The 24,021-nt window shown below is 39.1% G+C and carries 22 protein-coding genes and 1 pseudogene; 15 read left to right on the top strand and 8 right to left on the bottom strand.

Features of this window, described 5'->3' with window-relative positions; genetic code table 11:
- Positions 1 to 4 precede the first annotated feature (4 nt).
- The 3 genes from KTJ10_RS03765 (at position 5) to KTJ10_RS03755 (ending at position 2,658) form a co-directional block, all read left to right on the top strand.
- Positions 5 to 1,324 carry an adenylosuccinate synthase gene (locus KTJ10_RS03765; RefSeq protein WP_086264402.1) on the top strand — a complete coding sequence of 440 codons (1,320 nt, stop codon included), beginning with the start codon at positions 5 to 7 and terminating at the stop codon, positions 1,322 to 1,324.
- Positions 1,325 to 1,445: 121 nt separating this feature from the next.
- Positions 1,446 to 1,763, top strand: a complete 318-nt coding sequence (locus KTJ10_RS03760; RefSeq protein WP_199992622.1) for a hypothetical protein — start codon at positions 1,446 to 1,448, stop codon at positions 1,761 to 1,763.
- A 115-nt stretch (positions 1,764 to 1,878) separates the two neighbouring features.
- Positions 1,879 to 2,658: a M48 family metallopeptidase gene (locus KTJ10_RS03755; RefSeq protein WP_002121572.1), complete on the top strand. Its 780-nt coding sequence runs from the start codon at positions 1,879 to 1,881 to the stop codon at positions 2,656 to 2,658.
- Between the two features lie 54 nt (positions 2,659 to 2,712).
- Here the strand turns inward: KTJ10_RS03755 and KTJ10_RS03750 are convergent, their stop codons facing one another.
- Both KTJ10_RS03750 and crp read right to left on the bottom strand, forming a co-directional pair.
- Positions 2,713 to 3,762: an NADP(H)-dependent aldo-keto reductase gene (locus KTJ10_RS03750; protein WP_262441381.1), complete on the bottom strand. Its 1,050-nt coding sequence runs from the start codon at positions 3,760 to 3,762 to the stop codon at positions 2,713 to 2,715.
- A gap of 158 nt (positions 3,763 to 3,920) precedes the next feature.
- Positions 3,921 to 4,628: a cAMP-activated global transcriptional regulator CRP gene (crp, locus tag KTJ10_RS03745; RefSeq protein WP_046812331.1), complete on the bottom strand. Its 708-nt coding sequence runs from the start codon at positions 4,626 to 4,628 to the stop codon at positions 3,921 to 3,923.
- Positions 4,629 to 4,877: 249 nt separating this feature from the next.
- Between crp and KTJ10_RS03740 the strand changes: the two are divergent.
- The 3 genes and pseudogenes from KTJ10_RS03740 to KTJ10_RS03730 form a co-directional block, all read left to right on the top strand.
- Positions 4,878 to 4,988 (top strand): annotated as a pseudogene (locus KTJ10_RS03740) (hypothetical protein); the annotation flags it as partial.
- A 78-nt stretch (positions 4,989 to 5,066) separates the two neighbouring features.
- Positions 5,067 to 5,489, top strand: a complete 423-nt coding sequence (locus KTJ10_RS03735; protein ID WP_005041936.1) for an OsmC family protein — start codon at positions 5,067 to 5,069, stop codon at positions 5,487 to 5,489.
- A gap of 96 nt (positions 5,490 to 5,585) precedes the next feature.
- Positions 5,586 to 6,011: a GNAT family N-acetyltransferase gene (locus KTJ10_RS03730; protein ID WP_262441423.1), complete on the top strand. Its 426-nt coding sequence runs from the start codon at positions 5,586 to 5,588 to the stop codon at positions 6,009 to 6,011.
- Here the strand turns inward: KTJ10_RS03730 and KTJ10_RS03725 are convergent.
- Entirely contained in the window at positions 6,008 to 6,817 is an 810-nt protein-coding gene (locus KTJ10_RS03725) for a M23 family metallopeptidase (protein ID WP_262441380.1), read from the bottom strand. The two genes, KTJ10_RS03730 and KTJ10_RS03725, sit on opposite strands and share 4 nt — an antisense overlap.
- Positions 6,818 to 7,116: 299 nt before the next feature.
- Between KTJ10_RS03725 and clpB the strand changes: the two genes are divergently transcribed.
- The gene (clpB, locus tag KTJ10_RS03720) at positions 7,117 to 9,696 is read left to right on the top strand and encodes an ATP-dependent chaperone ClpB (RefSeq protein ID WP_086264406.1); all 2,580 of its coding nucleotides are present in this window, start codon (positions 7,117 to 7,119) and stop codon (positions 9,694 to 9,696) included.
- A gap of 51 nt (positions 9,697 to 9,747) precedes the next feature.
- On the opposite strand, the gene KTJ10_RS03715 is transcribed toward clpB, so the two are convergent.
- Positions 9,748 to 10,242: a CinA family protein gene (locus KTJ10_RS03715; protein ID WP_262441379.1), complete on the bottom strand. Its 495-nt coding sequence runs from the start codon at positions 10,240 to 10,242 to the stop codon at positions 9,748 to 9,750.
- 265 nt (positions 10,243 to 10,507) lie between these two features.
- Here KTJ10_RS03715 and KTJ10_RS03710 point away from each other — a divergent pair, with 265 nt between their 5' ends.
- Positions 10,508 to 10,924, top strand: a complete 417-nt coding sequence (locus KTJ10_RS03710) for a hypothetical protein (RefSeq protein WP_199992618.1) — start codon at positions 10,508 to 10,510, stop codon at positions 10,922 to 10,924.
- 18 nt (positions 10,925 to 10,942) lie between these two features.
- Here the strand turns inward: KTJ10_RS03710 and rlmKL are convergent, their stop codons facing one another.
- Positions 10,943 to 13,153: a bifunctional 23S rRNA (guanine(2069)-N(7))-methyltransferase RlmK/23S rRNA (guanine(2445)-N(2))-methyltransferase RlmL gene (gene rlmKL / locus KTJ10_RS03705; protein ID WP_199978422.1), complete on the bottom strand. Its 2,211-nt coding sequence runs from the start codon at positions 13,151 to 13,153 to the stop codon at positions 10,943 to 10,945.
- A 240-nt stretch (positions 13,154 to 13,393) separates the two neighbouring features.
- Here rlmKL and KTJ10_RS03700 point away from each other — a divergent pair, with 240 nt between their 5' ends.
- From KTJ10_RS03700 to KTJ10_RS03680, 5 genes are all read left to right on the top strand, one after another.
- A complete protein-coding gene (locus tag KTJ10_RS03700; RefSeq protein WP_014206195.1) occupies positions 13,394 to 13,738 on the top strand; it encodes a hypothetical protein in 345 nt (114 codons plus the stop codon).
- A gap of 124 nt (positions 13,739 to 13,862) precedes the next feature.
- Positions 13,863 to 14,879 (top strand): aspartate carbamoyltransferase catalytic subunit, encoded by a 1,017-nt coding sequence (locus KTJ10_RS03695; protein WP_002121555.1) that lies wholly within the window; start codon positions 13,863 to 13,865, stop codon positions 14,877 to 14,879.
- 12 nt (positions 14,880 to 14,891) lie between these two features.
- A complete protein-coding gene (locus KTJ10_RS03690; RefSeq protein WP_262441378.1) occupies positions 14,892 to 16,127 on the top strand; it encodes a dihydroorotase in 1,236 nt (411 codons plus the stop codon).
- Between the two features lie 213 nt (positions 16,128 to 16,340).
- Entirely contained in the window at positions 16,341 to 17,762 is a 1,422-nt protein-coding gene (locus KTJ10_RS03685; protein WP_262441377.1) for an OmpA family protein, read from the top strand.
- A gap of 93 nt (positions 17,763 to 17,855) precedes the next feature.
- Positions 17,856 to 18,635, top strand: coding sequence for a Rossmann-like and DUF2520 domain-containing protein (locus KTJ10_RS03680; RefSeq protein WP_262441376.1), 780 nt, complete (start codon positions 17,856 to 17,858; stop codon positions 18,633 to 18,635).
- A gap of 13 nt (positions 18,636 to 18,648) precedes the next feature.
- Here KTJ10_RS03680 and KTJ10_RS03675 read toward each other — a convergent pair whose 3' ends face one another.
- Together KTJ10_RS03675 and trmB are read right to left on the bottom strand one after the other, a co-directional pair.
- Positions 18,649 to 19,275, bottom strand: coding sequence for a glutathione S-transferase family protein (locus KTJ10_RS03675; protein WP_069122659.1), 627 nt, complete (start codon positions 19,273 to 19,275; stop codon positions 18,649 to 18,651).
- Between the two features lie 173 nt (positions 19,276 to 19,448).
- Positions 19,449 to 20,165, bottom strand: a complete 717-nt coding sequence (gene trmB / locus KTJ10_RS03670) for a tRNA (guanosine(46)-N7)-methyltransferase TrmB (RefSeq protein ID WP_002121537.1) — start codon at positions 20,163 to 20,165, stop codon at positions 19,449 to 19,451.
- A gap of 145 nt (positions 20,166 to 20,310) precedes the next feature.
- Between trmB and KTJ10_RS03665 the strand changes: the two genes are divergently transcribed.
- On the top strand, positions 20,311 to 22,749 hold the full coding sequence (locus KTJ10_RS03665) for an ExeM/NucH family extracellular endonuclease (RefSeq protein ID WP_262441375.1): 2,439 nt from the start codon (positions 20,311 to 20,313) through the stop codon (positions 22,747 to 22,749).
- A gap of 207 nt (positions 22,750 to 22,956) precedes the next feature.
- Positions 22,957 to 23,568, top strand: a complete 612-nt coding sequence (locus KTJ10_RS03660) for a glutathione binding-like protein (protein ID WP_005303579.1) — start codon at positions 22,957 to 22,959, stop codon at positions 23,566 to 23,568.
- Between the two features lie 61 nt (positions 23,569 to 23,629).
- Here KTJ10_RS03660 and KTJ10_RS03655 read toward each other — a convergent pair whose 3' ends face one another.
- The gene (locus tag KTJ10_RS03655) at positions 23,630 to 23,974 is read right to left on the bottom strand and encodes a hypothetical protein (RefSeq protein WP_060465558.1); all 345 of its coding nucleotides are present in this window, start codon (positions 23,972 to 23,974) and stop codon (positions 23,630 to 23,632) included.
- Between the last annotated feature and the right edge of the window lie 47 nt (positions 23,975 to 24,021).

Here is a 24,021-nt window from a genome sequence, read left to right as displayed (position 1 = left end):
TATTATGGGCAAAAATGTTGTGGTACTTGGTACCCAATGGGGCGACGAAGGTAAAGGTAAAATCGTCGACCTGCTCACAGATCAAGCGGCTGCGGTAGTACGTTATCAAGGCGGACATAACGCAGGTCATACTCTTGTCGTAGGTGGTAAAAAGACTGTATTGCACCTCATTCCATCAGGCATTTTACGTGAAAACGTATTGTGCTTAATTGGTAATGGTGTAGTACTTTCACCAGCCGCGTTAATTGAAGAAATGGGAATTTTGGAAGCGGAAGGTGTTCCTGTTAAAGAACGTCTACGTATTTCTCCAAACTGTCCACTCATTTTGCCTAACCACATTGCACTTGATCAGGCACGTGAGAAGAAACGTGGTAATGCTAAAATCGGTACTACAGGTCGTGGTATTGGTCCTGCATACGAAGATAAAGTGGCTCGCCGTGCAGTGCGTGTTGCTGACCTTGTTCGTGGTGGTGCAGCGCTTGAAGAAAAACTCCAAGAAATGCTTGAGTTGCATAACTTCCAGTTAACTCAGTTCTACGGTGTAGAAGCTGTTAAATTTGAAGATGTATTGGCTCTTTGCAACCAATGGCGTGAAGTGCTTGCTCCATTAGTGATTGATGTTACTAAAGTATTGCATGACTATCGCAAAGAAGGTAAGGCGGTAATGTTTGAAGGAGCTCAAGGCTCACTTCTTGATATCGATCACGGTACTTATCCGTATGTTACAAGTTCAAATACAACTGCTGGTGGCGTAAGCTCTGGTTCAGGTATGGGACCTTTACATCTTGATTATGTATTGGGTATTACTAAGGCTTATACAACACGTGTAGGTGCTGGTCCATTCCCAACTGAATTGGTTTACGATGCAGCGACTGATTCTGGTGACCCAATTGGTAAACACCTAGGTACAGTTGGTCATGAATTTGGTGCTTCTACTGGCCGTCAACGTCGTTGTGGTTGGTTTGATGCTGAAATTCTTCGCCGTTCTGTAGATGTAAACTCACTTTCAGGTATTTGCTTAACTAAACTTGACGTTTTAGATGGTTTGGAAGAAGTAAAAATCTGTGTGGGTTATGAAAATACAGATTCAGGTTGTGTAGGTTCTTCAGATGCGGTTTCTTTTGAATGCTTGAAGCCAATCTATGAAACTATGCCTGGTTGGAGCGAGTCGACTGTTGGTTTAACTAGTATCGATCAATTACCAGCAAATGCTTTAGCTTATGTTAAGCGTATTGAACAATTAATCGAATGTCCGATTGATATTGTTTCAACTGGTCCAGACCGTGCAGAAACAATTGTTTTACGTCATCCATTCTCTGCTTAATTAGCAAAGATTAAAAAGGCCTCCTGAAAGGGGGCTTTTTTATACCCGACTAAAGTGCAGTTTTCGTTTTATTAGATCCAGATTAAAACGTTATATATAGATCAGGAAGGATGGGCTCAGGATGAAGCTGCAACCAACTATTTCAAAAACAATTTTTTATTCTTTTTTATTTGCTATTGGTGGTTCACCCACGCTGGCAATGTTGATTATTTATGGACAGGAATATCATAAAGACTTCTTTATGACTGCGTTTATGAGCTTGTCGGTTTTGTTCGCATGTGTGTTAATTCCTGTCGTATTCATACAAAATAGTTATTTACTCTGGAAAAGAGAAAGTCCTAATCTTGAAGAGAAAGTTAAGACCTTAAGTCATGTTTATCTGGGTTTAAATGTAATCTGTTTGATTTTCTGGATTTATTTGATGACTTTATCTGCTTGATCGTTACATAAATACTATGATCATGGAGAAATGAGACATTCAAAGCGTGACTGGTATTTCTTATAATAAGTGCAAAAGAATAAACAGCTTTTTATCGATTTAGGTGATCCGTGTTATGAATAAAAAACTCTTTTTAAGCTTGTGTGCAGCAAGCGTGATGACCATTTCTGGCTGTGCAACCGTAGCGGACATGGCAGGTGCAGATACTGCAACCTTGAATGCTCAATCTGCTCAAGGTTTTAATAAGATGGTGCAGGAAGCACGTGGTAAGGGTGCTCTCGATACAAGTTCTAGTACATATAACCGTATTAATGCTGTATTCAACCGTTTAAAACCATATGCGAACCAGATGAATCAGACTGGTCAACCATTTAGCTGGCAGTTAGCGGTGTTGAAATCAGATACGATTAATGCTTACGTTGCACCTGGTGGCAAGGTCGTGTTCTATACAGGTATTGTGAATAAATTGAACCTGACAGATGCTGAAATTGCAGCTGTTATGGGACATGAAATGACACATGCTTTAGAAGAGCATGCAAAAAGTAAAATCGGTGCACAAGCTTTAACTGATTTAGCTCTAGGCATTGGTTTAAGCTATGCGGGTAATAATGTAGGCCAGCTTGGTACTGCTGCCGCTCAGTTAGGTACACAAGTGGGTGTGGGCTTACCATATTCTCGTAGCTTGGAAAGTCGTGCTGACCAAGGTGGTTTAATGCTAATGGCGCGTGCAGGCTATAATCCAAATGCAGCGATTACACTTTGGGAAAAAATGAATAAGCTTGAAGGTGGTGGTGGTTCATCATTCTTGTCTACTCACCCATCTAACTCACAACGTATTGGTGATATGCGTAAAAACTTACCTGCGGCAATGGCAGTTTATAATAGCCGCAAATAAGATGTAAATTTTATATAGATAAAGAAAACGGATGCTTAAGCATCCGTTTTTTATTTAAGGAGCAGGGTTGGGCTGCTGGGTATGGATGGCTTCAATACCTTGTAGCACTTCACTAGACAACTCAATCTCAAATGCCTGAATATTCTCTTTGAGTTGGTCTAAATTAGTGGCACCAATAATTGTGCTTGTTACAAAGAACTGTTGTTTAATAAAAGCTAAGGCCATTTGAGTTAAGCTTAGCCCATGCTTTTCTGCTAGCTGTGCATATTGTTCAGTTGCCCATTCGCTTTGAGGGTTACTGTAGCGGCTAAAACGAGGAAATAATGTTACACGGGCATTAGCTGGACGAGCACCATTTCTAAACTTGCCGGTTAAGTATCCAAAAGCCAGAGGAGAGTAGGCGAGCAAGCCGACATCTTCATATTTGGCAATCTCAGACATACCTATTTCATAAGTACGGTTGAGAAGACTATATGGGTTTTGAACACTTACAAATTTACTGACACCTAGCTTTTCAGCCAAATGTAAAAATTTCATAGTGCCCCAAGGCGTTTCATTTGATAAACCAATATAGCGAATGCGCCCACGGTTAATTTCTTCTTGTAGAGCGAGTAAAGTTTCTTCTAGAGGTGTTGTGTCGTAATTATTTTCAGCTTGCTGATTGCCATAAGCGAGTGTACCAAAAAAGTTGGTATGACGTTCAGGCCAATGCAGTTGATAAAGATCGATATAGTCCGTTTGGAGGCGTTTAAGTGAACCATCTAGTGCTTTGGCAATATGGTCACTGTTAAAGCGGGTATGGCCTTCTCTGATGTGCGTTCCTCCAAAGCCTGGACCTGCAATTTTAGATGCGAGAAAAACTTTGTCGCGTTGTCCATGCTGGGCAAACCAATTGCCAATAATAGTTTCAGTTGCACCGTAAGTTTCGGGTTTTGGTGGAACAGAATACATCTCTGCTGTATCCCAAAAATATAAACCATGTGCCAAGGCATAATTGAGTTGTTCAAAAGCTTCTTGTTGGGAGTTTTGCTCACCAAATGTCATGGTGCCTAAACAAATTTCTGGAAGTTTAATGCCTGTGCGACTAAGCGAATTAAATTGCATACAGTGAAATCCTTGGAAATTTTGAGTTAGCCTAACGGAGAATATGTATTCAACTTAAATCATAAACTTAGAATAGTTTGTAAGTTTTGTGTATTAACTCATTGTTGCATATAAAAAAAGCAAACCGAAGTTTGCTTTTTATTAAAATTTAATGAATGTTATTCTTCATCGTCGTAGTCTTCATCAGAAACAGAGTTTTCTTCTAATGAAGTATCAAAAATAAGAATAGCTTTACCATCTGTCTGGATCATACCTTGATCTTCTAAGGTTTTGAGTACACGACCAACCATCTCGCGTGAGCATCCAACAATACGGCCAATTTCTTGACGAGTAATGCGAATTTGACGCCCATTTGGCAAAATCATTGCTTCTGGTTGAGAAGATAGATCGATTAAACAACGTGCAATACGACCAGACACATCAATGAATGCCAGATCAGTCATTTTACGCGTGGTATTTTTTAGACGGCGAACTAATTGTGCAAAAACAGCATAGCTTAAGTCTGGATATTGTTTGCTAAGTTCGTGAAAGTTGTCATATGAAATTTCTGCAATTTCACAGACATCGCGCGTACGAACTTCGGCTGTACGTTGAGGGTTCGGTTCGAAAAGCCCCATTTCCCCAAAGAAATCTCCCGGATTTAAATATGCAACAACAATTTCACGTTCATCATCTTCACGTAAAATAATTGAAACTGAGCCTTTTAAAATTAAATATAAAGATTTTGACTCTGTTCCGGCATCAACAATTGTGGTTCGTTTTGGATATCTGTTGATGTGAGCACGTTTTAACAATGCTTTAACGGATTCAGGTAGTTGCCCCGGGGATAAAGCATCTGTGCTGAGTTGTGAAAAATTTGAAGTCATGCTTAATATGTTCCGAATAGGGTAAACAATTCACACAAGCCCGAGATGAGCTATTACACAGAAGAGATGAAATTCCTTATCAACTCATTTTATGTTAGTGTACAAAACAAGGGCCTGTTGACATTTCACAGATGGTTGCGACATAAGACAATTCTTTTAGACGTACCTAATAAGAACTATGAAATTTAGTCATTCTAAATAAATAGATCTTAACAACGGAACGTACAAAATAACTTGGTCTTGCGCTAAGCCTGCGCTGCTTTTACTGCAACTCAGATTATGGCTGAAATTTCACAAACTTTATTACAAAACTGGACAAAGGATTGCCATTGTCTGGGTTTTGCGTCTTATTTGGATTAATTTTTAGCTATAACGCAATCCATAGATGAAATGTCAAAAGACCCTACTTAAATTTATAATTTTTTTTAGGTAGTTGCAATGCAAACAAGTGTACATTGGCTAGAGAATGTTGCTTTTGAAGCGAAATCAGATAGTGGGCATAGTGTCATTATGGATGGCTCACCTGAGTATGGTGGTGAAAACCGTGGTCCACGTCCTATGGAGCTGTTATTAATGGGACTTGGTGGATGTGCTTCGTTTGATATTGTGACCATTTTAAAGAAATCTCGCCAAGATGTGACGAATGTTGTATGTAACTTAAAAGCTGAGCGTGCTGACACAATTCCGGCTGTCTTTACTAAAATTCACTTACATTTTGTGGTAACGGGTAAAGCTGTGAAAGAAAAGCAAGTTGCAAAAGCAGTTGAATTGTCTGCCGAGAAATATTGTTCAGCAAGTAAAATGCTTTCTGATGGTGGTGTAGAAATTACACATGACTTTGAAATTATTGAAGCTGAATAAGGCACTTGTTTGATAGATAAAAAATTAAAAGAAGCTGACATGAGAGTTGGCTTTTTTATTATCAAAAATAACTAAAAAATAAGAGGAACAATGAAAGTGCATATTCGTTCTGCTAAATCGGAAGATATTCAAGCAATATGTGATCTACTCAAACAGATGGGATACTCTCAACCTCTCGCTCTTATTCAAGAAAAATTTGAATTACTAAATCACGACTCTAATTCACAAATTTTAGTTGCTGAAGAAGAAGGTAAAATTTGTGGTTTTTTATCCCTCTACTTTATTCCACAAATAGCCTTACAAGGCGACTTTGCCAAAATATGTTATTTGTGCGTTAACGAGAATATACGTAGCAAAGGTGTAGGACATTTACTCGTACATGAGGCTGAGAAACAAGCCAAGCGCCGTGGTTGCGATCGAATGGAACTGCATTCAGGAGTGCAAAGACCTTTGGCACATCAATTTTACCTAAGAGAAGGTTATGTCGAGGCACCAAAGTATTTTCGTAAAGCTTTAAATTAACGAGCTGTATTTAGGAAAAGCTGAGGATCTACCCGAGCATTATTAAGGCTCATCCCCCAATGAAGGTGAGGGCCTGTCACTCGTCCAGTTTTGCCTACTAAACCTAATGTTTCTCCTTGGCGGATATGCTGGCCTTTCTCAACTTTAATTGCACTTAAATGGCAGAACATGCTGATGAGGCCTTGACCATGATCAATCAACACTGTTTGACCATTAAAAAAATAAGATCCAGTTTGCATAACGACACCATCTGCGGGCGCAACTACTTTTTGTCCTACTGGGGCAGGAATATCTAAGCCTGAGTGGGGCGCTCGTTCTTCACCGTTAAAGAAACGTTTTCTCCCGAAAGAGTTGCTAAATTTTCCTGAAGTTGGACGTATAAATGTTGGGAAGGTTTGCCATGAGCTCTGTCTAAATGAACTATATACATCATTTTGTTCTTTCGCTTCTTGAGCGTAGCGGTCTAATTGACTTTGGTTGGGGTTCACGTAATCTTGGTTAGTGACTTTAATCCGTTGTTCTGCGTAAGGATAAGACTTAACTTCTATTTGGATCGGGGCTTTATTTGTGTCGAGTTGAATACTACCGATTGGAGTAGATAATGGAATACCAAGCACAGCATAACGCTGCTGACCTTCTTGACTAATTAAAACAGGCTTTTGTTGAAAAGTGACCTGAGTAATATCAGTAGTTAGAGGAATAACTGCAATTCCACCAGGTCGTCTAGAGTCTTGTGGAAGCTGAGCGATTGTCAGTGCCGAAGTAAAAAGACAAGTTGTTGTTAATATAAAGTGTTTAAAGTGCATTTTCATTTCAAGACGAGTAGGAAACTAGCAAGATAAACTAAAGCTTAATCACTAAATTCTCAATGAAGACTTTGTGAAAAGCGTAGTAAGAATAAGCATGAATCTAAATATTCAAGCATTTTAATAAAATGTAGCTGAACTGTACTTGAAATATATACAAAACAATCCCATATTATAATGGAGTTTTACTCATTGTTATTTTTATAACATTATGAAAAATATATAAAAATTTATTTGAAATTCGAAGAAGTGTTCCCATCTATTAGACAAGTACAAATTTGTTGTGAGGAATAACAAGAATGCGTTTTGAAAAATTTACAAACCGCTTGCAGCAAGCCCTCTCAGATGCTCAATCTTTAGCGATGGGTAAGGACCATACCGCTATCGCAGGTATTCATATTTTGTCTACCTTGTTAGAAGAGCCATCAAATATTAGTTTGTTGCAACAAGCAGGTGCACGGCTACCTGAACTTAAACAGAAACTTGAACAGGCTATAAAAGATGCACCGACAATTGCCAATCCAACGGGTGATGTCAACTTAAACCCAGAAGCTGTAAAAGCACTTAATTTGGCAGACAGATATGCACAGAAAGCAGGTGATGAATTTTTATCAACTGATTGGGTGTTGTTGGGTTTGGCAGAGACCGGCGAAACTAAAAGTATTTTAAGCGCGGTAGGCGTAACTCCCGACAGCTTACGTAAAGTAATTGAACATATTCGAGGTAATGACAAAGTCATGAGTAATAATCACGAAGACCAACGTGACTCACTGAATAAATATACGATTGATTTAACAGAGCGTGCTTTATCTGGAAAACTTGATCCTGTCATTGGGCGTGATGATGAAATTCGCCGTACCATTCAGGTGTTATCGCGTCGTACCAAAAACAACCCTGTTCTTATTGGTGAGCCGGGCGTAGGTAAAACCGCTATTGTTGAAGGTTTGGCGCAGCGTATAGTGAATGGTGAAGTGCCAGAGGGATTAAAAAATAAACGTGTTTTATCCCTCGACTTGGGTTCATTACTGGCTGGTGCTAAATATCGTGGTGAGTTTGAAGAACGCTTAAAAGCAGTTTTAAAAGATTTGGCGAAACACGAAGGCGAAATCATCCTCTTTATTGATGAGCTACATACGCTTGTAGGCGCTGGTAAAGGCGATGGCGCAATGGATGCAGGGAATATGTTAAAACCTGCATTAGCACGTGGTGAATTGCGCTGTGTGGGTGCGACAACATTAGATGAATATCGCCAATACATTGAAAAAGATGCTGCTTTAGAGCGTCGTTTCCAGAAAGTATTGGTTGATGAACCAAGTGTTGAAGATACGATTGCGATTTTGCGTGGACTCAAAGAAAAATATGCTACTCACCATGGTGTGCAAATTTTAGACTCTGCGATTATTGCTGCGGCGAAAATGTCTCATCGTTACATCACCGATCGTCAATTACCAGACAAGGCAATTGATTTGATTGATGAAGCAGCTTCTCGTATCAAAATGGAGATTGACTCTAAACCTGAAGCACTTGATAAGCTTGATCGCCGTTTAATCCAGTTGAAAATGCAATTGGAAGCTGTGAAAAAAGATGAAGATGTCGGCAGTAAAGCTGAAGTCACTCATCTTGAAAAACAGATTGCTGAAGTCGAGAAAGAATACAACGATCTTGAAGAAATCTGGAAGTCTGAAAAAACTTTAGTAGAAGGTACTAAACAGGCTCAGGTGGAACTTGATAAAGCGCGTATTGCTTTTGAGAAAGCTCAGCGTGAAGGTGATTTGGCTGAGGCAGCACGTTTACAGTATGGCGTAATTCCAGAGTTGCAAAAACAACTCGAGCAAGACGAGGTTGCAGAAGAAAACGAAGAGCCAAAACTGATTCGTACTAAAGTGACTGAAAATGAAATTGCTGAAGTTGTTAGTGCTGCAACAGGTATTCCGGTTGCTAAAATGATGCAAGGCGAGCGTGAAAAACTCCTTCATATGGAAGAGTTTTTACATGACCGTGTTGTAGGGCAAGATGAAGCTGTTGTTGCGGTGTCGAATGCAGTACGTCGTTCACGTGCCGGTTTGTCTGACCCGAATCGTCCTAGTGGTTCGTTCTTGTTCTTGGGTCCAACAGGTGTTGGTAAAACTGAGTTGACTAAAGCGCTGGCTAACTTCTTGTTTGACAGTGATGATGCCATGATTCGTATCGACATGAGTGAATTCATGGAGAAACATTCGGTTAGCCGTTTGGTTGGTGCACCTCCAGGATATGTCGGTTATGAAGAAGGCGGTGTTTTAACTGAAGCTGTTCGCCGTAAGCCATATAGCGTAGTGTTGTTTGATGAGGTTGAAAAAGCGCATCCAGATGTATTCAATATCTTGCTCCAAGTATTGGACGATGGCCGCTTAACAGACTCACAAGGTCGAGTAGTAGACTTTAAAAATACGGTAATTGTGATGACTTCGAACTTAGGTTCACAAGATGTACGTGAGCTAGGCGAGGGTGCAACAGACGATGAAGTGCGTACCATTGTAATGAATGCGGTAAGTCAGCATTTCCGTCCGGAATTTATTAACCGGATTGATGAGCTTGTGATTTTCCATTCACTCAAAAAAGCACAAATTCGTGGCATTGCCGATATTCAGTTGGATCGATTACGTTCGCGTCTTGTTGATCGTGACATGAGTTTAACTGTAGATGACACTGCTTTTGATTTATTGATTGATGCTGGATTCGATCCTGTATATGGTGCGCGTCCATTAAAACGTGCGATTCAACAACAGATTGAAAACACATTAGCACAAAAAATCTTGTCGGGTGATTTTGTCGCAGGTGATACTATTCTAGTCAAAGGCGAAAATGGGCATTTAGTCTTCGATAAAATGAAACTCAGCTAAGCTTTGTCTGCTAAAACCGAAAAGAGAATATGGAAACATATTCTCTTTTTTTTATGGTGAATCAGTTTTTATAGTTGAAGTGAGTAAAGCAATTATGGCATCTGAAACTTTCTGAGTTAATGTCTTTAACTTTTGTTCTGAGTGACCAGATAAAAAATAACGATAATGGTAAATATGCTTTTGATAAGACATACAAATAAAAAATGTACCTACAGGCTTTTCTGGGGTTTCACTTCCGCCAGATTTTAATAGCCCAGTACAACTGACAATAATATCAGCTTGTTGAAATAAGCTTTGACCCAGCCTACACATTTCCTCCGTGACTTGCGGTGACTCTGCTGTGTAAGTCTCTATTAACTTTGGATCGATATTTAAAATACTAATTTTAATGCTTGGGTCGTAGCTAACTAAGCCACCCAGTAAAATATCTGCACCACTATTTTTGTGAATAGAAAACTGACTTGTTAAATAACCGGAACTCGCACTCTCAATAAAAGCAATTTTGAGCTGGCGATCTTCTAATAGTTGGCAGCAGTACTGAAGCATTATTTCACCTCGAATGGTGTTTATTTATAACTAAAATCAATTATAGAAAATTATAAAATCACAGTAAGTGATTTAAAGGTGTGATTCAAGTCGAAGATAAAAATCTATAAAAAGGCTTAATATTTGAAAAATGCTTGGGAAATATTTCTGGTTTTAAATTGATCAATGTTAATTGTCGGGAAATCTATTCATAACATTGCGACATGTTTAAAAAATTGTTAATTTTGTTCGATATAACAAACAATAACAATTTAGGATAAATGCAATGAACAATAAACAAGGACCTGCGCTGTGTATTTTAGGTTGTATTTCAATGATACCAATTAATGTATGGGCTGCGCAGCCTCTAAGTGAAGGGGCTTTGGCAACGCAAACAGGGGCGGTAAATGCAGCTTTGCCTGTAATTATTGCGAAAGCTCAAGACGATGCTAAGAAACCAATGACAGAACAGCAACAGGCACGTCAGGTGTTAGGGGATAATTATTTACAACAAGTCCGATGGGATGCACTTAGAACAAGTGTACTTTCACCTTATCAAGAGCAAAAACAAAACAATGTTATCGATAGTAAGGAAAAGAAGAAACTGGAAATGATGGCATTACCAGAAAGAGCAGACCGCTTTACCAAATATGATTTTGAATCAAAGAATGTTCATGGTGAGGTTATTATTACCGTGAAGTAATAATAACCTCTAGTCTTATTAATATTGGTCTAGGCCAGGATGCTGGATTTTCCATGCACGGTGGATTTTTTGATTACGTTTAAAATCAGGGCCAATGGTCTCAGAAGTAATTTCTTCAACCTGAAAAATAGCTTCGATCTCTTCGTCCATTTCAAAACCACGATAGTTGTTTGAGAAATAGAGTGTTCCTTCACTATGTAAACGGTTCATTGCACGTTTAATGAGTGAAACATGGTCACGTTGGACGTCGAAAGTACCGTAGAACTTTTTAGAGTTTGAGAATGTCGGTGGATCGATAAAAATAAGGTCGTATTGTTCATGACCTTCTTTTAACCATTCAAAACAGTCGCTCGCAAAGAACATGTGCTGTTCATCTGCATGATCTACAGTCAGGCCATTTAAAACGAAGTTTTCTTTTGACCAGCTTAAGTAAGTATTAGATAAGTCTACACTTGTCGTGCTTGCGGCACCGCCTAAAGCAGCATGTAAGCTTGCTGTAGAGGTGTAGCTATATAAATTCAAGAAGTGTTTGCCACGCGCTTCTTGAGCGATACGTAAACGCATTTGACGATGGTCAAGGAATAAACCTGTATCTAGGTAATCTGTCAGGTTAACTAAAATTTTAGCTTTACCTTCCTGAACGATAAAACGTTTTGAGGCAGTACTTTGTTTTGTATATTGATTTGTACCTGTTTGGCGCGCACGTGTCTTAATAAAGATGGCATCGCGGTTTAAACCAGTAACAGCACGAATTGCAGCGAGTGCTAAATTAAAACGTTTCTTTGCTTTTTCAGGATCAATTGTCTTTGGTGGTGCATATTCCTGAACGTGTAAGCGATCGCCATATAAATCTACAGCGACATTAAAGTCAGGTAAGTCTGCATCATACAAACGTAAGCAATAGACATTTTCTTTCGTTGCCCATTTTTTCAAGGCAGTCATATTTTTTTGCAAACGGTTAGCAAAATCTTGAGCTTCTTCCATTTCAATAGGTTGAGCTTGCCAAGTTGCTAAGAATGGTTGTGTAACTTTTTCTGGCTTAATTGAACCAAAGCGAATGTAAATCGGTAATTTACCATTCATTAAGCGTAAAGTTTCAGGTGCTTCAAATGCTAAAACATCAGCTTGTTCAATTTGCGCTGCAATAATTGCTGCATACTGATTTGGGAAATGTTTTTGTAAAAGCGCAGATAAACCTAGGTAAAGAGAGCGGTTAGATGCTTTATCACCTAAACGTTCACCATAGGGAGGGTTTGTCACAATAAATGCAGTTTTGCCTTCAGCTGAAAAATCAGGCCAATCCGCTAAAGTACGTTCTTCAATCTGAATTTGACCTAATACTTTTTCAAAGCCAGCCGCAATAATATTTTCACGGGTTGCTTTTACAGCTTCCCAGTCTGCATCGTAGGCATAAAATTTAGGTAAAGGTAATTCAAGTGCTTTTTCATGACGTTCTGCTGCTTCAGCTTTAATTGAAAGCCAAAGTTCGCGGTCATGACCATGCCAACCATTAAATCCAAAACGGCGAACAAGTCCTGGCGCACGGTCAGTCAAAATCATTAATGCTTCAATAATAAATGTACCAGAACCACACATTGGGTCGAGCACAATCTCTGGCTTACGTTGTTGAAGCTGAGCTTTTTGTAAGATTGCCGCCGCAAGGTTTTCTTTGATTGGTGCATCCGTCATATAACGACGGTAACCACGTTTATGTAATGAATCACCAGATAAATCTAAGCAGTAAGTATGTTCGGTTTTACCTGCTAAAACATATAACGTAATTTCTGGTTGTTTGGTGTCAATGCTCGGACGACGACCTACAGCTTCCATGAAAGAATCGACAACACCATCTTTTGCTCGAAGTGTTGCAAATTGAGTATTAACCTTAATTTCACGTTCTGCATGTAAGCGAATTGCGAAGGTACTTTGTGGTGCAAAAATAAGTGACCAGTCAAAGCTAATCGCACCTTCATAAAGCTCTTCAGCTACATCACGTGCATCATGTGTATGTTCGAGTTCATAAGTATGAATTGGAAGTAAAACACGTGAAGCAAGACGCGACCACATACAGATGCGATAAGCATGTTCAAGCGTCCCTTCAATGATTAAACGTCCTGCTTTACGTTCTGTCACTTTGGTGCCAAGCTGTTCTATTTCTTCTTGTAAGAGGGCTTCTAAACCATCAGCACAAGTAATCCAATAGTGGTTTAAACGTAAAGAGGTATTCATAAACTCGATTGACCAAAACATATAAATATTAACGATGCAAAGTTTAACTTATTTTGATGTGTAAAGGTTTTTAAATTATTGCAACCTATCATAATCCAACCAATAAACTGATTTTTAAAGATTAATACAGTAAAAGTGGTATGTATTTTGCTAAGTCAATCCTATCAATGGTTATTTATTTAACAAACACAGCTATTTTTTAACCATTTTTATTATTTTAGATTAATGGGGTAATTATAAATGAAAGACATGATGGGGAATGGTTTTGTTTCTAATGCAGATGCTTTCTCAGTAGCTACACAAATATATGTACGCATGCGTAGGGTGACAGGGCGGGTAATAGATGCCCTGTATGTGGTTCAAAATAAAGATTATGCAAAATATGTTATTGGGCTTGCACTAGAGTCGGACGACGACGAATTAAAACGATGCGTTGAACGATTAAAATCGTTGGTTGACACAATACCGGAGCTTTCTCAAAAAGAAAAAATTACTGTTGTTAACGATGATGAAGATTCAGAAATCAGTGCCGAAGACATTTATCGAGCACAAGTTCCACATCATTATATTGGTGCCTTGAGATAATCTAGATCAAGGTCCTAAATTTTCTGGTTAATTTAGGGCCTTATTCTGTAAAGTTCTTCTGCGAAAAGAGCGGAATTCAGCTACACTATGCACGTTTTCGCGATTCGACCCATAGGAATCCATTATGCATATTGCAGCGTTGCATCAACCGAGCCAGGTTCAGCTCAATCAAGACGGAAATTTAAAACATTTTTTAACCATTGAGGGGCTTTCAAAAGAAAACCTCACTAAGATTTTAGATACCGCACAAAGCTTTTTAGATGATAATAATAATTTAATTAACCGTCCGCTCTTAGAGGGATTGACGGTTATGAATCTCTTCTTTGAAAACTCCACCCGTACCCGTACTACTTTTGAAGCAGCAGCAAAACGTTTGTCTGCCAATGTACTGAACATTGATATTGCACGTTCAAGCACTTCAAAAGGTGAAACTCTACGCGATACGCTCTGGAACCTTGAAGCAATGGCTGCAGACATTTTTGTTGTTCGCCATTCATCTTCGGGTGCTGCACATTTTATTGCTAAAGATGTATGTCCTAAGGTCGCGATTATTAATGCAGGGGATGGACGTCATGCACATCCAACGCAAGCGATGCTTGATATGCTGACCATTCGCCGTGAAACTAAAAAACCATTTGAAGATTTAAGCGTTGCCATTATCGGGGACATTAAACACTCTCGCGTTGCACGTTCGGATGTGGCTGCATTACAAACTCTAGGTTGTAAAGATATTCGTGTGATTGCACCGAATACATTATTGCCAGTGGGTTTTTCGGAATATGGCGAGCACGTTCGCTTGTTCAACAAGATGGATGAAGGCATTACTGATTGTGATGTGATTATTGCTTTACGTATTCAAAACGAGCGTATTGACTCTCCAGCATTATCTTCACAGTCTGAATTCTACAGAATGTATGGCTTAAACAAAGAACGTCTTGGTTTAGCTAAACCAGACTGCATTGTGATGCATCCGGGACCAATGAATCGTGGTGTAGAAATTGATTCAAGTGTTGCTGATGGAGATCAGTCGGTTATTTTGAAACAAGTAACCAATGGCATTGCAGTTCGTATGGCCGTATTGGCGTTATCGATGCAAGGCCAACTCCAAGAGCAAGGTTTAATTGAAGCGATTACGTTATAAGGAATGGATCACATGAGTATTGTAAAAATTGAAAATGTACGTGTGTTAGACCCAATCCAAAAAACAGACAGCGTACAAACTGTATATATTGAAAATGGCAAGTTGGTTGCTCCAGTAGCGCAAGCTGAACAAACCATTGATGGTCAAGGTAAATGGTTAATGCCAACCATGGTTGATTTGTGCGCGCGTTTGCGTGAACCGGGTCAACAACAACATGGGACATTGAAATCAGAAGGTAAGGCAGCACTTGCCAATGGTATTTTGCATGTTATTACACCACCTGATTCAAAGCCGATTGTACAAGACAACGGTGCTCTCATTCATGGCTTGATTGAAAAGGCATGGCATGATGGGGGCATTCACATGCATATCATTGGTGCTCAGACCCAAGGTTTAAATGGTAAGCAACCAGCAAACATGGCGGGCCTGAAAAAAGGTGGTTGTACTGCTGTTTCTAATGCGAATGCTGCTTTTGAAAATGACGATGTAGTTATTCGTACCTTGGAATATGCAGCGGGTCTTGGTCTAACGGTTGTGTTTTATGCTGAAGAGCCACAGATTGCTAAAGACGGATGTGCACACGAAGGCTTTATTGCTTCTCGCCAAGGTTTGCCAATGATTCCGGCAATTGCTGAAACTGTGGCGATTGCGAAATATTTGCTTATGATTGAAGCAACTGGCGTAAAAGCCCACTTTGGTTTGTTATCTTGTGGTGCATCGGTTGAATTAATCCGCGCAGCAAAAGCAAAAGGTTTACCTGTGACTGCCGATGTAGCAATGCATCAGTTGCATTTAACTGAACACTTAACTGATGGTTTCAATTCGCTAGCACATGTTCGTCCACCATTGCGTTCTGAGCAAGATAAAGAACTTTTACGTCAAGGTTTAAAAGAGGGCGTGATTGATGCAATTTGTACGCATCATGAACCTTTAAGCAGCTCCGCAAAAATGGCACCATTTGCTGAAACTCAACCGGGCATTACTGCTTTTGATACTTATGTATCTTTAGGCATTCAACTCATTAATGAAGGCTTATTTGAACCTTTAGAGTGGGTGGAAAAAGTGACGAGCGTACCTGCGCAGGTTGCTAATATGACTACGCGTTGGAAAGATGAAGCAGGATGGGTGTTAGTCGATCCTGAATTAAGCTGGACAGTAAGCAAAGACACGATTTTATCGCAAGGGAAAAATACTCCATTGTTGGGCCAAAACCTTAGCGGTAAAGTACTTCAAACTTTTGCTAACTGATAAAGTGGTTATTTAAAGTAAATTTAAAATATAAACAGGTAGATCAATAAGATCTGCCTGTTTTGTAAAGACTAGATGCAAATTTGTATATAAATTATTTAAAAAACAATAAAAGATTGAACGCAGATTAGAATAAAAAACTATCAGCAAAGAGAAGTATTTGAATAATCAAAAGTTGCTGGTTACGACGTATAAAATTCGGGAGAATAACCAATGTCGATAAACCCTATAGAACTGCTTAAAGAAAAAGTATCATCAACTATATTAAATAATCAGGACGGATACCTAGGCGAAAAATCGAATGCTTTATCTAAGTTTTATCCAATTTTACTTTCATTGTTAGCTGCTAAACCTGATCTTATTGGACAATTAAAAAATAGTTTGACTCCTTCATTATCAGACCTCTTTTCTCATAATGACCAAATCAAGAATACGGTACTTACTCATTTAAGCGGTACGGCACCAAATAATGAAATCGAAAGTACACTCAATAGTGCAATTAAACCCAGCCTTAATGCAATTTCGGATGTTGCCGGAAATGATCAACAAAGTATTGTGAATTATTTACGTCAGCATGCCGAAACAATTCGTTCACATTTACCGGGATGGGCTGTTGGCCTATTAGCGCCACTAGGGCTTGGTGCAGACTTGTCTTCTGTTACACCGTCAACAGCACCACCACTTGCCGCTGCGACTGAAAATACAGGCAAATCTCGTGGATTCTTGCCTATTATTGCACTCATTATTCTGGGTCTTATCATTGCTTGGTTATGGCGTTCTTGCCAACATAAGGAGGCTGTGCCAGCACCAGAACCAACGGGTGCAAGTGGTGTTGAAGCTACTACCGCAGCTGCACCCGCGAGTTTAACATTAAGCACAGATGATAAAGGTGCTGTGAGCCAGTGTCAGGCAGGTATTGGAGATCAAGGATTCTTAGCAACACTACAAACTCAAGTTAAACAGGTTTTCTCATCAACCCAAGATTGTAACGTTGATACCAGTCAAACATATGCAGCTGGATTTACAGATAAAGATGCTCTTGCTGGCGTGCTTGGTGCCTTAAAAGGTGTGCCAAATGCATCTTTAGAATGGGTAGGTGACAAAATTACTTTGAAAGCAGGTGATGCAGCAGCGTTAGCAGCATTAACTGCTAAAGTAAAAGCGCTTGTTCCTCACACTGAAGTTGTTTCTACAGCCCCACAAACAGCTGAGCAATCCGTAAGTAATAGTTTAAGTGCTTCGCAAACAGCTTTAAGCTCAATTGACCCGAACAATGTCGATGTAAATGCATTAGTAAAAGCACTCAACTTACAAATCATTAACTTTGCGAGTGGCTCAAGTGATATTCCTGCAGATAACAAAGCCATTCTTGATCAAGCTGCAGCACTCTTAAGTAAAGTGACTAATGTAAAATTAAATGTGGGTGGTCATACCGATTCAACAGGCAACGCTGCGGCAAATAAAGCTTTATCACAACGCCGTGCTCAAGCAGTAGTCGACTATTTAACATCTAAAGGTGTAGATGGATCTAAATTAGTTGCACAAGGTCATGGCTCTGATCAGCCTGTTGCAGAGAATACAACAGAAGAAGGACGCTTTAAAAACCGTCGTATCGAGTTTTCAGTAGCTCAATAATATTCTGATTTATGAAAAATTAGTTATTTAAATTTGAAAAAAGCTTCTCATTTTGAGAAGCTTTTTTGTTGAAACAAATAGTGTTGAGTTGATATGAAAATCAGTTTGGTTGGAAGTGGGAGAGTTGCCTTTCATTTAGCAAAGGTACTGTTAGCTCAAGGACATCACATCGTACAAGTCTATGCGCGTGATTTTGATAAAACCCAAAAGTTTGCAGAGCAATTTCATGCAAAAGCATGTCAGTCTCTTCGCGAATTTCAACTGACCGATCTTATTATTTTATCAGTTTCAGATAGTGCTATTGCTGACCTTGCAAACCAGATTCATGAATTATTTCCTGAAACACTTATGGTTCACACCTCTGGTAGCACAGATATTGAAGTCATCAGTCATGTGCACAAAAAAGCAGGGGTATTTTATCCATTACAAACATTTAGCCTTGAAAGAGGCGTTGACTGGTCTGCAACACCGCTATTTGTTGAAGCGGTAACAGATACTGATCAAGAACTACTTTCAGATTTAGCAAATAGCCTAAGTAAACGAGTATATCAATACACCTCAAAACAGCGTTTAACTTTGCATTTGGCAGCTGTGTTTGCTTGTAACTTTAGTAACTATTGTTTTGATATGGCAAAGCAGGTTGTAGATAAAGAGCAGGTGGACTTTGGCTTGCTCTATCCTTTAATTTTGGAAACAGCTAAAAAAGCGACTGAAAATGATCCGAAACAAATGCAAACTGGGCCTGCAGTACGGGGAGATCAGAATATCTTGGCAATGCATCAAGACTTATTAGCTCAAGCAAATCAAGATGACTTAAAACAAGTCTATCAACTTTTAAGTGATGGCATCGTGAAGCGCCATCACTCGGACTAAAGCTTGCTCAAAATTAAGGTTCGCCGTTATTGCCCCATTTTAAGAAACCCGCACGTTGATTTAAACGTTCAAAATATTGGTCGACATTCTTAAGCGTTGGATGGTCAAAAGGAGTGGCCTTCCAGCGTTGTACAGACAGACCAATTGGAATATCGGCCAAGCTAAATTGTGAACCAGCAACATAGGCCTGAGTTTTTTCAAGTTGTTGATCGAGAATCTGCATATGATGATTCCAGTCATCAATACCTTGTTGTAATAAGTTTGGATCTTGATGATCTGGAGAATGTCTCAAGAGAGACATAATGGTATAAGTCCAGCTGTTATTCAGCTCGATGGCTTGCCAATCAATCCACTGATCAACAAAGAATCTTTCTTTCGCTTGAGTAGGGTAAAGCTGATGTTCTTTATCGTAAGCATTTGCCAAATAACGGATAATACTGTTGGACTGCCAAAGGACTAAATCGCCATCTAAAACAACAGGAATTTGACCATTTGGATTTAATTGTAAATATTCAGGTGATTGAGCGGAGCGAAAGCCTCGTCCCCAATCTTCTCTTTCATATTCAAGATTTAATTCTTCGCACAACCATAAGACTTTGCGAACATTAATGGAGTTATCGCGCCCTAAAATTTTTAACATGTGGTGTCCTTAGTATTTTTAGTGTGGCAAGTACCAGTTTCTATAAATAGCTAGATTCGCTTAGATTGGCAATTATTAATTAGAAAGAAGAAATACTATAGATCAGATATATATTTAATTTCTTTTTATATAAAAAAGAAAAGGCCTAGTTTATTACTAAGCCTTTTTATTATTTACTTAATCTTTTTAAAGATAAAGTCATTAATTTTATGGCCTGACTCAATACCACGGCGTTCAAACTTAGTCACTGGGCGCCATTCTGGACGTGGGTAACTGTTGCCTTTACCTGCCAAGTTTTCAAGGTCTGGACGGTTGTCTAAAATATCAAGCATCCATTCAGCATACGGTTCCCAGTCTGTTGCTGCGTGGAATGTACCACCAAGCTCAAGTTTCTGTTCAACCAATTGCATACGCTCATGAATAACAAAACGGCGTTTGAAATGACGTTTCTTTTGCCAAGGGTCTGGAAAGTAAAGTTGTACGCAGTTAATGCTGTTGTCTGGCATTTCACGTAAAACCTGAATCGCGTCTGCATCAAGTACACGTAAGTTTTTAAGTTCTGCCATACCTGCTTCATAAAGACACTGAGCAATACCAGGTACGTGGACTTCAATACCCACATAGTTGCGCTCAGGGTTGGCTTTTGCCATAAGCACTAATGAACGACCCATACCAAAACCGATTTCAACAGTTAAAGGACGTTCTGGATGTTCGAAGTGTTGGCGTAAGTCACCAACAGGATATTCCAAAATTAAATCGCGATGTTGTTCTAATGCCGTGCGTTGAGACGTATTAAGTGGTGCTGAACGACGCATAAACGTCACAATTTCACGGTGTTCAGGCAAATTGTCTAAGTCTGCAATTTGCGTTTCTAACTGATCGATCGACATAACCTTGGCAATATTGAAATTCAAATGCGGTATTTTAAGTCTTCATCTGGTCAAGTCAAATGTTTCGGTGTTTTTCTTCATGTAGATGTCATGTTCAATATTTAATCTAAGAATCTATATAAATTTCAAATGAACATATTTACTCATGAAAAACTTTCAATTACGCACACTTTCTGTGCTATTAGGGGCACTTGGTGCTTTTACATATAGTCCTTGGGCACAAGCACAGCTCATGTTTAGTCAATATGTTGACGGCAGTAGTAACCGCAAAGGTTTGGAAATTTATAATCCAGATGGGACCACCGTTAATTTAGCCGACTATGAAATTCAACAATTTAATAATGGTGGTACAGCAAAAACAGCGACTTTCCGTTTACAAGGTTCATTAACCAGTAAGCAGAAGTTTTTAGTAGGTCGTTCTGAGTTGCAGGCTGAACTTGGTAGTAAAGTAAATCAGGTCGCTGCATTATCTTTTAACGGTGATGATGCCGTTGTACTTGTTTATAAAGGCACACCTGTAGACCGTTTTGGGCGTATTGGCGAGCGACCAGAAGCAGGATGGGGAACAGCCGTTTCGAGCTTAGGAAATAGTTTTAAGCGTCTTGAAACTGAGAACCCAGCTTTAAGTATTGATGCAACCGCAGCATTTGATTTGGACCGTTCATGGTCGGCTTGGGTAAATCGAAATGACTTTTCAAATTTATCAGGTTCTACAACTCAGCCTCCTGTTGAAACAGTAAGTTGTTCTAGCTCAGATACACCAATTGCTGATTTAGCTACATCAACTCAAGACCAGACTTATACAGTGCGTGGGGTGATTACAGCTGACTATCGTTATGCCAATGGTTTCTCTGGTTTCTATATTCAGACACCAGATATGAAAGCACGTGCGAATGTTAGCAATGCTATTTTTGTATATATTCCAAATAGTAGCGCTATAAAAGGTGGACAAATTGGCGATGAAGTTATTTTGCGTGGTCGTTTAACGACTTATCAAAACCAATTGCAATTAGATCAATTACAACAAGATATTCAAACTTGTAATAGCAATATGGCAAATCAAGTTCAGCCGATTAGCCTTGAACTCCCATTTGCTAGCTTAACAGGTAGTTCGACCCATTCTCCGCAGCGTTATCAAGGTATGTTGGTCAAATTACCTCAGACTTTAACCGTGAGCGAGAACTACAATTATGGTCGTTATGGTGAACTATCTCTAAGCTTAGGCCGCTTATATATTCCGACTAATTTATATCCAGCGTTATCTCCAGAAGCTAAAGCTCTTGCTCAGAAGAATTTATTGTCGAAAATTATTTTTGATGACGGCTATAACAATCAAAACCGTACTCCATGGTTACCGACAAATTTTAGTGCTGCCAATACGCTACGTTCGGGTTATCAACTTAAGAATGCTGAAGGTATTTTGGAATATCGTTTTAATGGTTGGCGTGTGCAACCAGTGCTTGGACGTAATCAACCTGAAGTAATTACTCAAACAAACCCGCGTCAAAGTGTCATTACCAAAAATGCCAATCACATCCGTGTAGCTTCATTTAACGTTTTGAACTATGACAATGGTGCAACTGGTTTCCCAACAGAGCGTGGTGCAACGACGCAAGCTGAGTTTGATAAACAGCACCGTAAAATTGTGAGTGCACTTAAAGCGATTGATGCCGATGTTTACGGTTTAATGGAAATTGCGAACAATGGTTATGGCCCGAACAGTGCAATTGCTCATTTAACCAGTGCTTTAGGTAGTGACTGGAAATATGTTGTTCCTGAAAACTTAAACCGTTTAGGTGGTGATGCAATTGCTGTTGCTATTATTTATAACAGCAAGCGTGTTAAGCCTTTGAATAAACCTGTTGTGCTTGATTTGGGCGACAAGAACCGAACAACATTGGCGCAAAGTTTCCAAGCAGTTCGCGGCAATAAAACGTTTACCGTTATTCCAAACCATTTGAAATCGAAAAGCTGTAGCGGGGTAGATGCTAGCTCTACTGATGCAGACCAAAAAGATGGTCAAGGTTGTTGGAACCCGACTCGCGTGAAAGCAGTAGATCAAATTGTGCAGTGGTTGGCGAAAAATCCAACTCAAGTGCCTAAGCAAAATGCTTTACTTGTAGGGGACATGAACAGCTATGCAAAAGAAGAACCTATTTTGTCATTTGAAAAAGCAAACTACAAAGTTTTGCTGAATGACGCTAAGGTAGGACAGGGTGCTCAGGCATATAGCTATGTATTTGGTGTTGCGAGTGATGCCAATGGAAATGGTGGAGCAGGTAACTTAGACCATGCAATTGCGGATGCATCTTTATATCCAAAAGTAGTGAGAACCTTTGCATGGCATATCAATGCAGATGAGCCAACCGTTTTAGACTACAACGAAGAATATAAAACGGATGAGCAAAAGGCATTGTTCTATGGTGAAGATGCTTATCGTTCTTCGGACCATGACCCTGTAATTGTTGATCTGGATTTAAATGGTAAAGATTCAAGCCAGCCTGATGATGATAAGAAAAACGGTATTTTTGATTTCTTAACTGAATTAATGAATTGGATTAGCCAGCTTTTTAAACGTAATTAATGGAAAAATTGCGTGACGCAAATGTGTTTTATCATATTTTAAACAATCGTCACGCAAGACAACTTGCAAGGAATAACTTTTTCAAGAATATTAGATGGTGTAAGTATTTTATAAGTTTACGCTTTTTTACAATTAAGGAATTGTGCAAACCTTGCAGGTTTTCTAGAAGCAATTTAAAACGTTAATATGAGATAACAAGGATCAGATATGAAATTATATTATTCGCCAGGCGCATGTTCTTTAGCTGCACATATTATTTTAAATGAAATTAATGTTGATTTTGATTTAGAACGAGTAAATTTAAAAACACATAAAACAGAAAAAGGCGCAGATTATTACGAGATTAATCCAAAGGGATATGTACCAGCTTTAGAAATTAATCCTGGCTTAATGTTAACCGAAAACGTTGCGATTTTACCGTTTCTTGCTCAGCATGATCCTAAGCAGGATTTGATTCCGCCATCAGGGATGGGCCGTGCGAAAGTATTGGAGTGGTTGGGGTATTTGAACTCTGAGTTACATGATGCCTATGCAGTATTCTTTGGGGCACCGTTAACGACTGATGAAAAAAATAAAGCTTATGCAGAAATTGATCGCCTTTTAAAATATATCGATAATTATTTGGCTGAATCTGATTATGATTATTTGGTAAATGATAATTTCGGCCCAGCAGATGCTTATCTATTTGTTTTAACAAATTGGTCAAACTCAATTGAGCATGATTTAACACCATATAAACACATTATTGCATTACGTAATAAAGTTGCAGAACGTCAATCTGTACAAATTGCGATGCGTGATGAAGGTTTAATTTCATAAAAGATTTTAAAAGCCAAAAAAAAGCCCCTAATCAATAGGGGCTTTTTTATACTAAAGACGATTAGTGTTGAGCATCTTTTTTCACATCAGCAGCTGCATTTTCAACAGCTTGAGCTGTATCGGCAGTTGCTTTACGTGCAGTCGCTTCAGTTTTTGCAGCAGCTTCAGCGGTTGCGTCAGCAGCATGATCAGTTGCAGCATCAATCTTCTCAGCAGCATTATCAGTCGCAGTTGCAATATCTTCTGCAGCTTTGTCACCAGCAGATTTGATATCCGCGCTTGCTTGTTGAGCAGCATTTTCTAAGTGTTCACCTGTAGTCGCGCCAGTTTCTGGAGCTTTATCTTTATTACAACCAACAAGGGCAACAGTCGCAGCAAGACCTAAAGCAACAAGTAATTTATTCATTGTGTTTTTCCTTCTAATTCATGGCATCCAAATATGGATGTCTAAAA

The sequence above is a fragment of the Acinetobacter sp. WU_MDCI_Abxc222 genome, assembly GCF_025514755.1.
Classification (GTDB): Bacteria; Pseudomonadota; Gammaproteobacteria; order Pseudomonadales; family Moraxellaceae; genus Acinetobacter; species Acinetobacter geminorum.
Note: the sequence above shows the minus strand (reverse complement) of the source record. Positions and strands in the feature narration are given on the sequence as shown.

What these genes read in the sequence shown, in the direction of transcription:
- KTJ10_RS03765 (WP_086264402.1), top strand. Translation starts at nt 5, where the DNA reads ATGGGCAAAAATGTTGTGGTACTTGGTACCCAATGGGGCGACGAAGGT.
- KTJ10_RS03760 (WP_199992622.1), top strand. Translation starts at nt 1,446, where the DNA reads ATGAAGCTGCAACCAACTATTTCAAAAACAATTTTTTATTCTTTTTTA.
- KTJ10_RS03755 (WP_002121572.1), top strand. Translation starts at nt 1,879, where the DNA reads ATGAATAAAAAACTCTTTTTAAGCTTGTGTGCAGCAAGCGTGATGACC.
- KTJ10_RS03750 (WP_262441381.1), bottom strand. Translation starts at nt 3,762, where the DNA reads ATGCAATTTAATTCGCTTAGTCGCACAGGCATTAAACTTCCAGAAATT.
- crp (WP_046812331.1), bottom strand. Translation starts at nt 4,628, where the DNA reads ATGACTTCAAATTTTTCACAACTCAGCACAGATGCTTTATCCCCGGGG.
- KTJ10_RS03735 (WP_005041936.1), top strand. Translation starts at nt 5,067, where the DNA reads ATGCAAACAAGTGTACATTGGCTAGAGAATGTTGCTTTTGAAGCGAAA.
- KTJ10_RS03725 (WP_262441380.1), bottom strand. Translation starts at nt 6,817, where the DNA reads ATGCACTTTAAACACTTTATATTAACAACAACTTGTCTTTTTACTTCG.
- clpB (WP_086264406.1), top strand. Translation starts at nt 7,117, where the DNA reads ATGCGTTTTGAAAAATTTACAAACCGCTTGCAGCAAGCCCTCTCAGAT.
- KTJ10_RS03715 (WP_262441379.1), bottom strand. Translation starts at nt 10,242, where the DNA reads ATGCTTCAGTACTGCTGCCAACTATTAGAAGATCGCCAGCTCAAAATT.
- KTJ10_RS03710 (WP_199992618.1), top strand. Translation starts at nt 10,508, where the DNA reads ATGAACAATAAACAAGGACCTGCGCTGTGTATTTTAGGTTGTATTTCA.
- rlmKL (WP_199978422.1), bottom strand. Translation starts at nt 13,153, where the DNA reads ATGAATACCTCTTTACGTTTAAACCACTATTGGATTACTTGTGCTGAT.
- KTJ10_RS03700 (WP_014206195.1), top strand. Translation starts at nt 13,394, where the DNA reads ATGAAAGACATGATGGGGAATGGTTTTGTTTCTAATGCAGATGCTTTC.
- KTJ10_RS03695 (WP_002121555.1), top strand. Translation starts at nt 13,863, where the DNA reads ATGCATATTGCAGCGTTGCATCAACCGAGCCAGGTTCAGCTCAATCAA.
- KTJ10_RS03690 (WP_262441378.1), top strand. Translation starts at nt 14,892, where the DNA reads ATGAGTATTGTAAAAATTGAAAATGTACGTGTGTTAGACCCAATCCAA.
- KTJ10_RS03685 (WP_262441377.1), top strand. Translation starts at nt 16,341, where the DNA reads ATGTCGATAAACCCTATAGAACTGCTTAAAGAAAAAGTATCATCAACT.
- KTJ10_RS03680 (WP_262441376.1), top strand. Translation starts at nt 17,856, where the DNA reads ATGAAAATCAGTTTGGTTGGAAGTGGGAGAGTTGCCTTTCATTTAGCA.
- KTJ10_RS03675 (WP_069122659.1), bottom strand. Translation starts at nt 19,275, where the DNA reads ATGTTAAAAATTTTAGGGCGCGATAACTCCATTAATGTTCGCAAAGTC.
- trmB (WP_002121537.1), bottom strand. Translation starts at nt 20,165, where the DNA reads ATGTCGATCGATCAGTTAGAAACGCAAATTGCAGACTTAGACAATTTG.
- KTJ10_RS03665 (WP_262441375.1), top strand. Translation starts at nt 20,311, where the DNA reads ATGAAAAACTTTCAATTACGCACACTTTCTGTGCTATTAGGGGCACTT.
- KTJ10_RS03660 (WP_005303579.1), top strand. Translation starts at nt 22,957, where the DNA reads ATGAAATTATATTATTCGCCAGGCGCATGTTCTTTAGCTGCACATATT.
- KTJ10_RS03655 (WP_060465558.1), bottom strand. Translation starts at nt 23,974, where the DNA reads ATGAATAAATTACTTGTTGCTTTAGGTCTTGCTGCGACTGTTGCCCTT.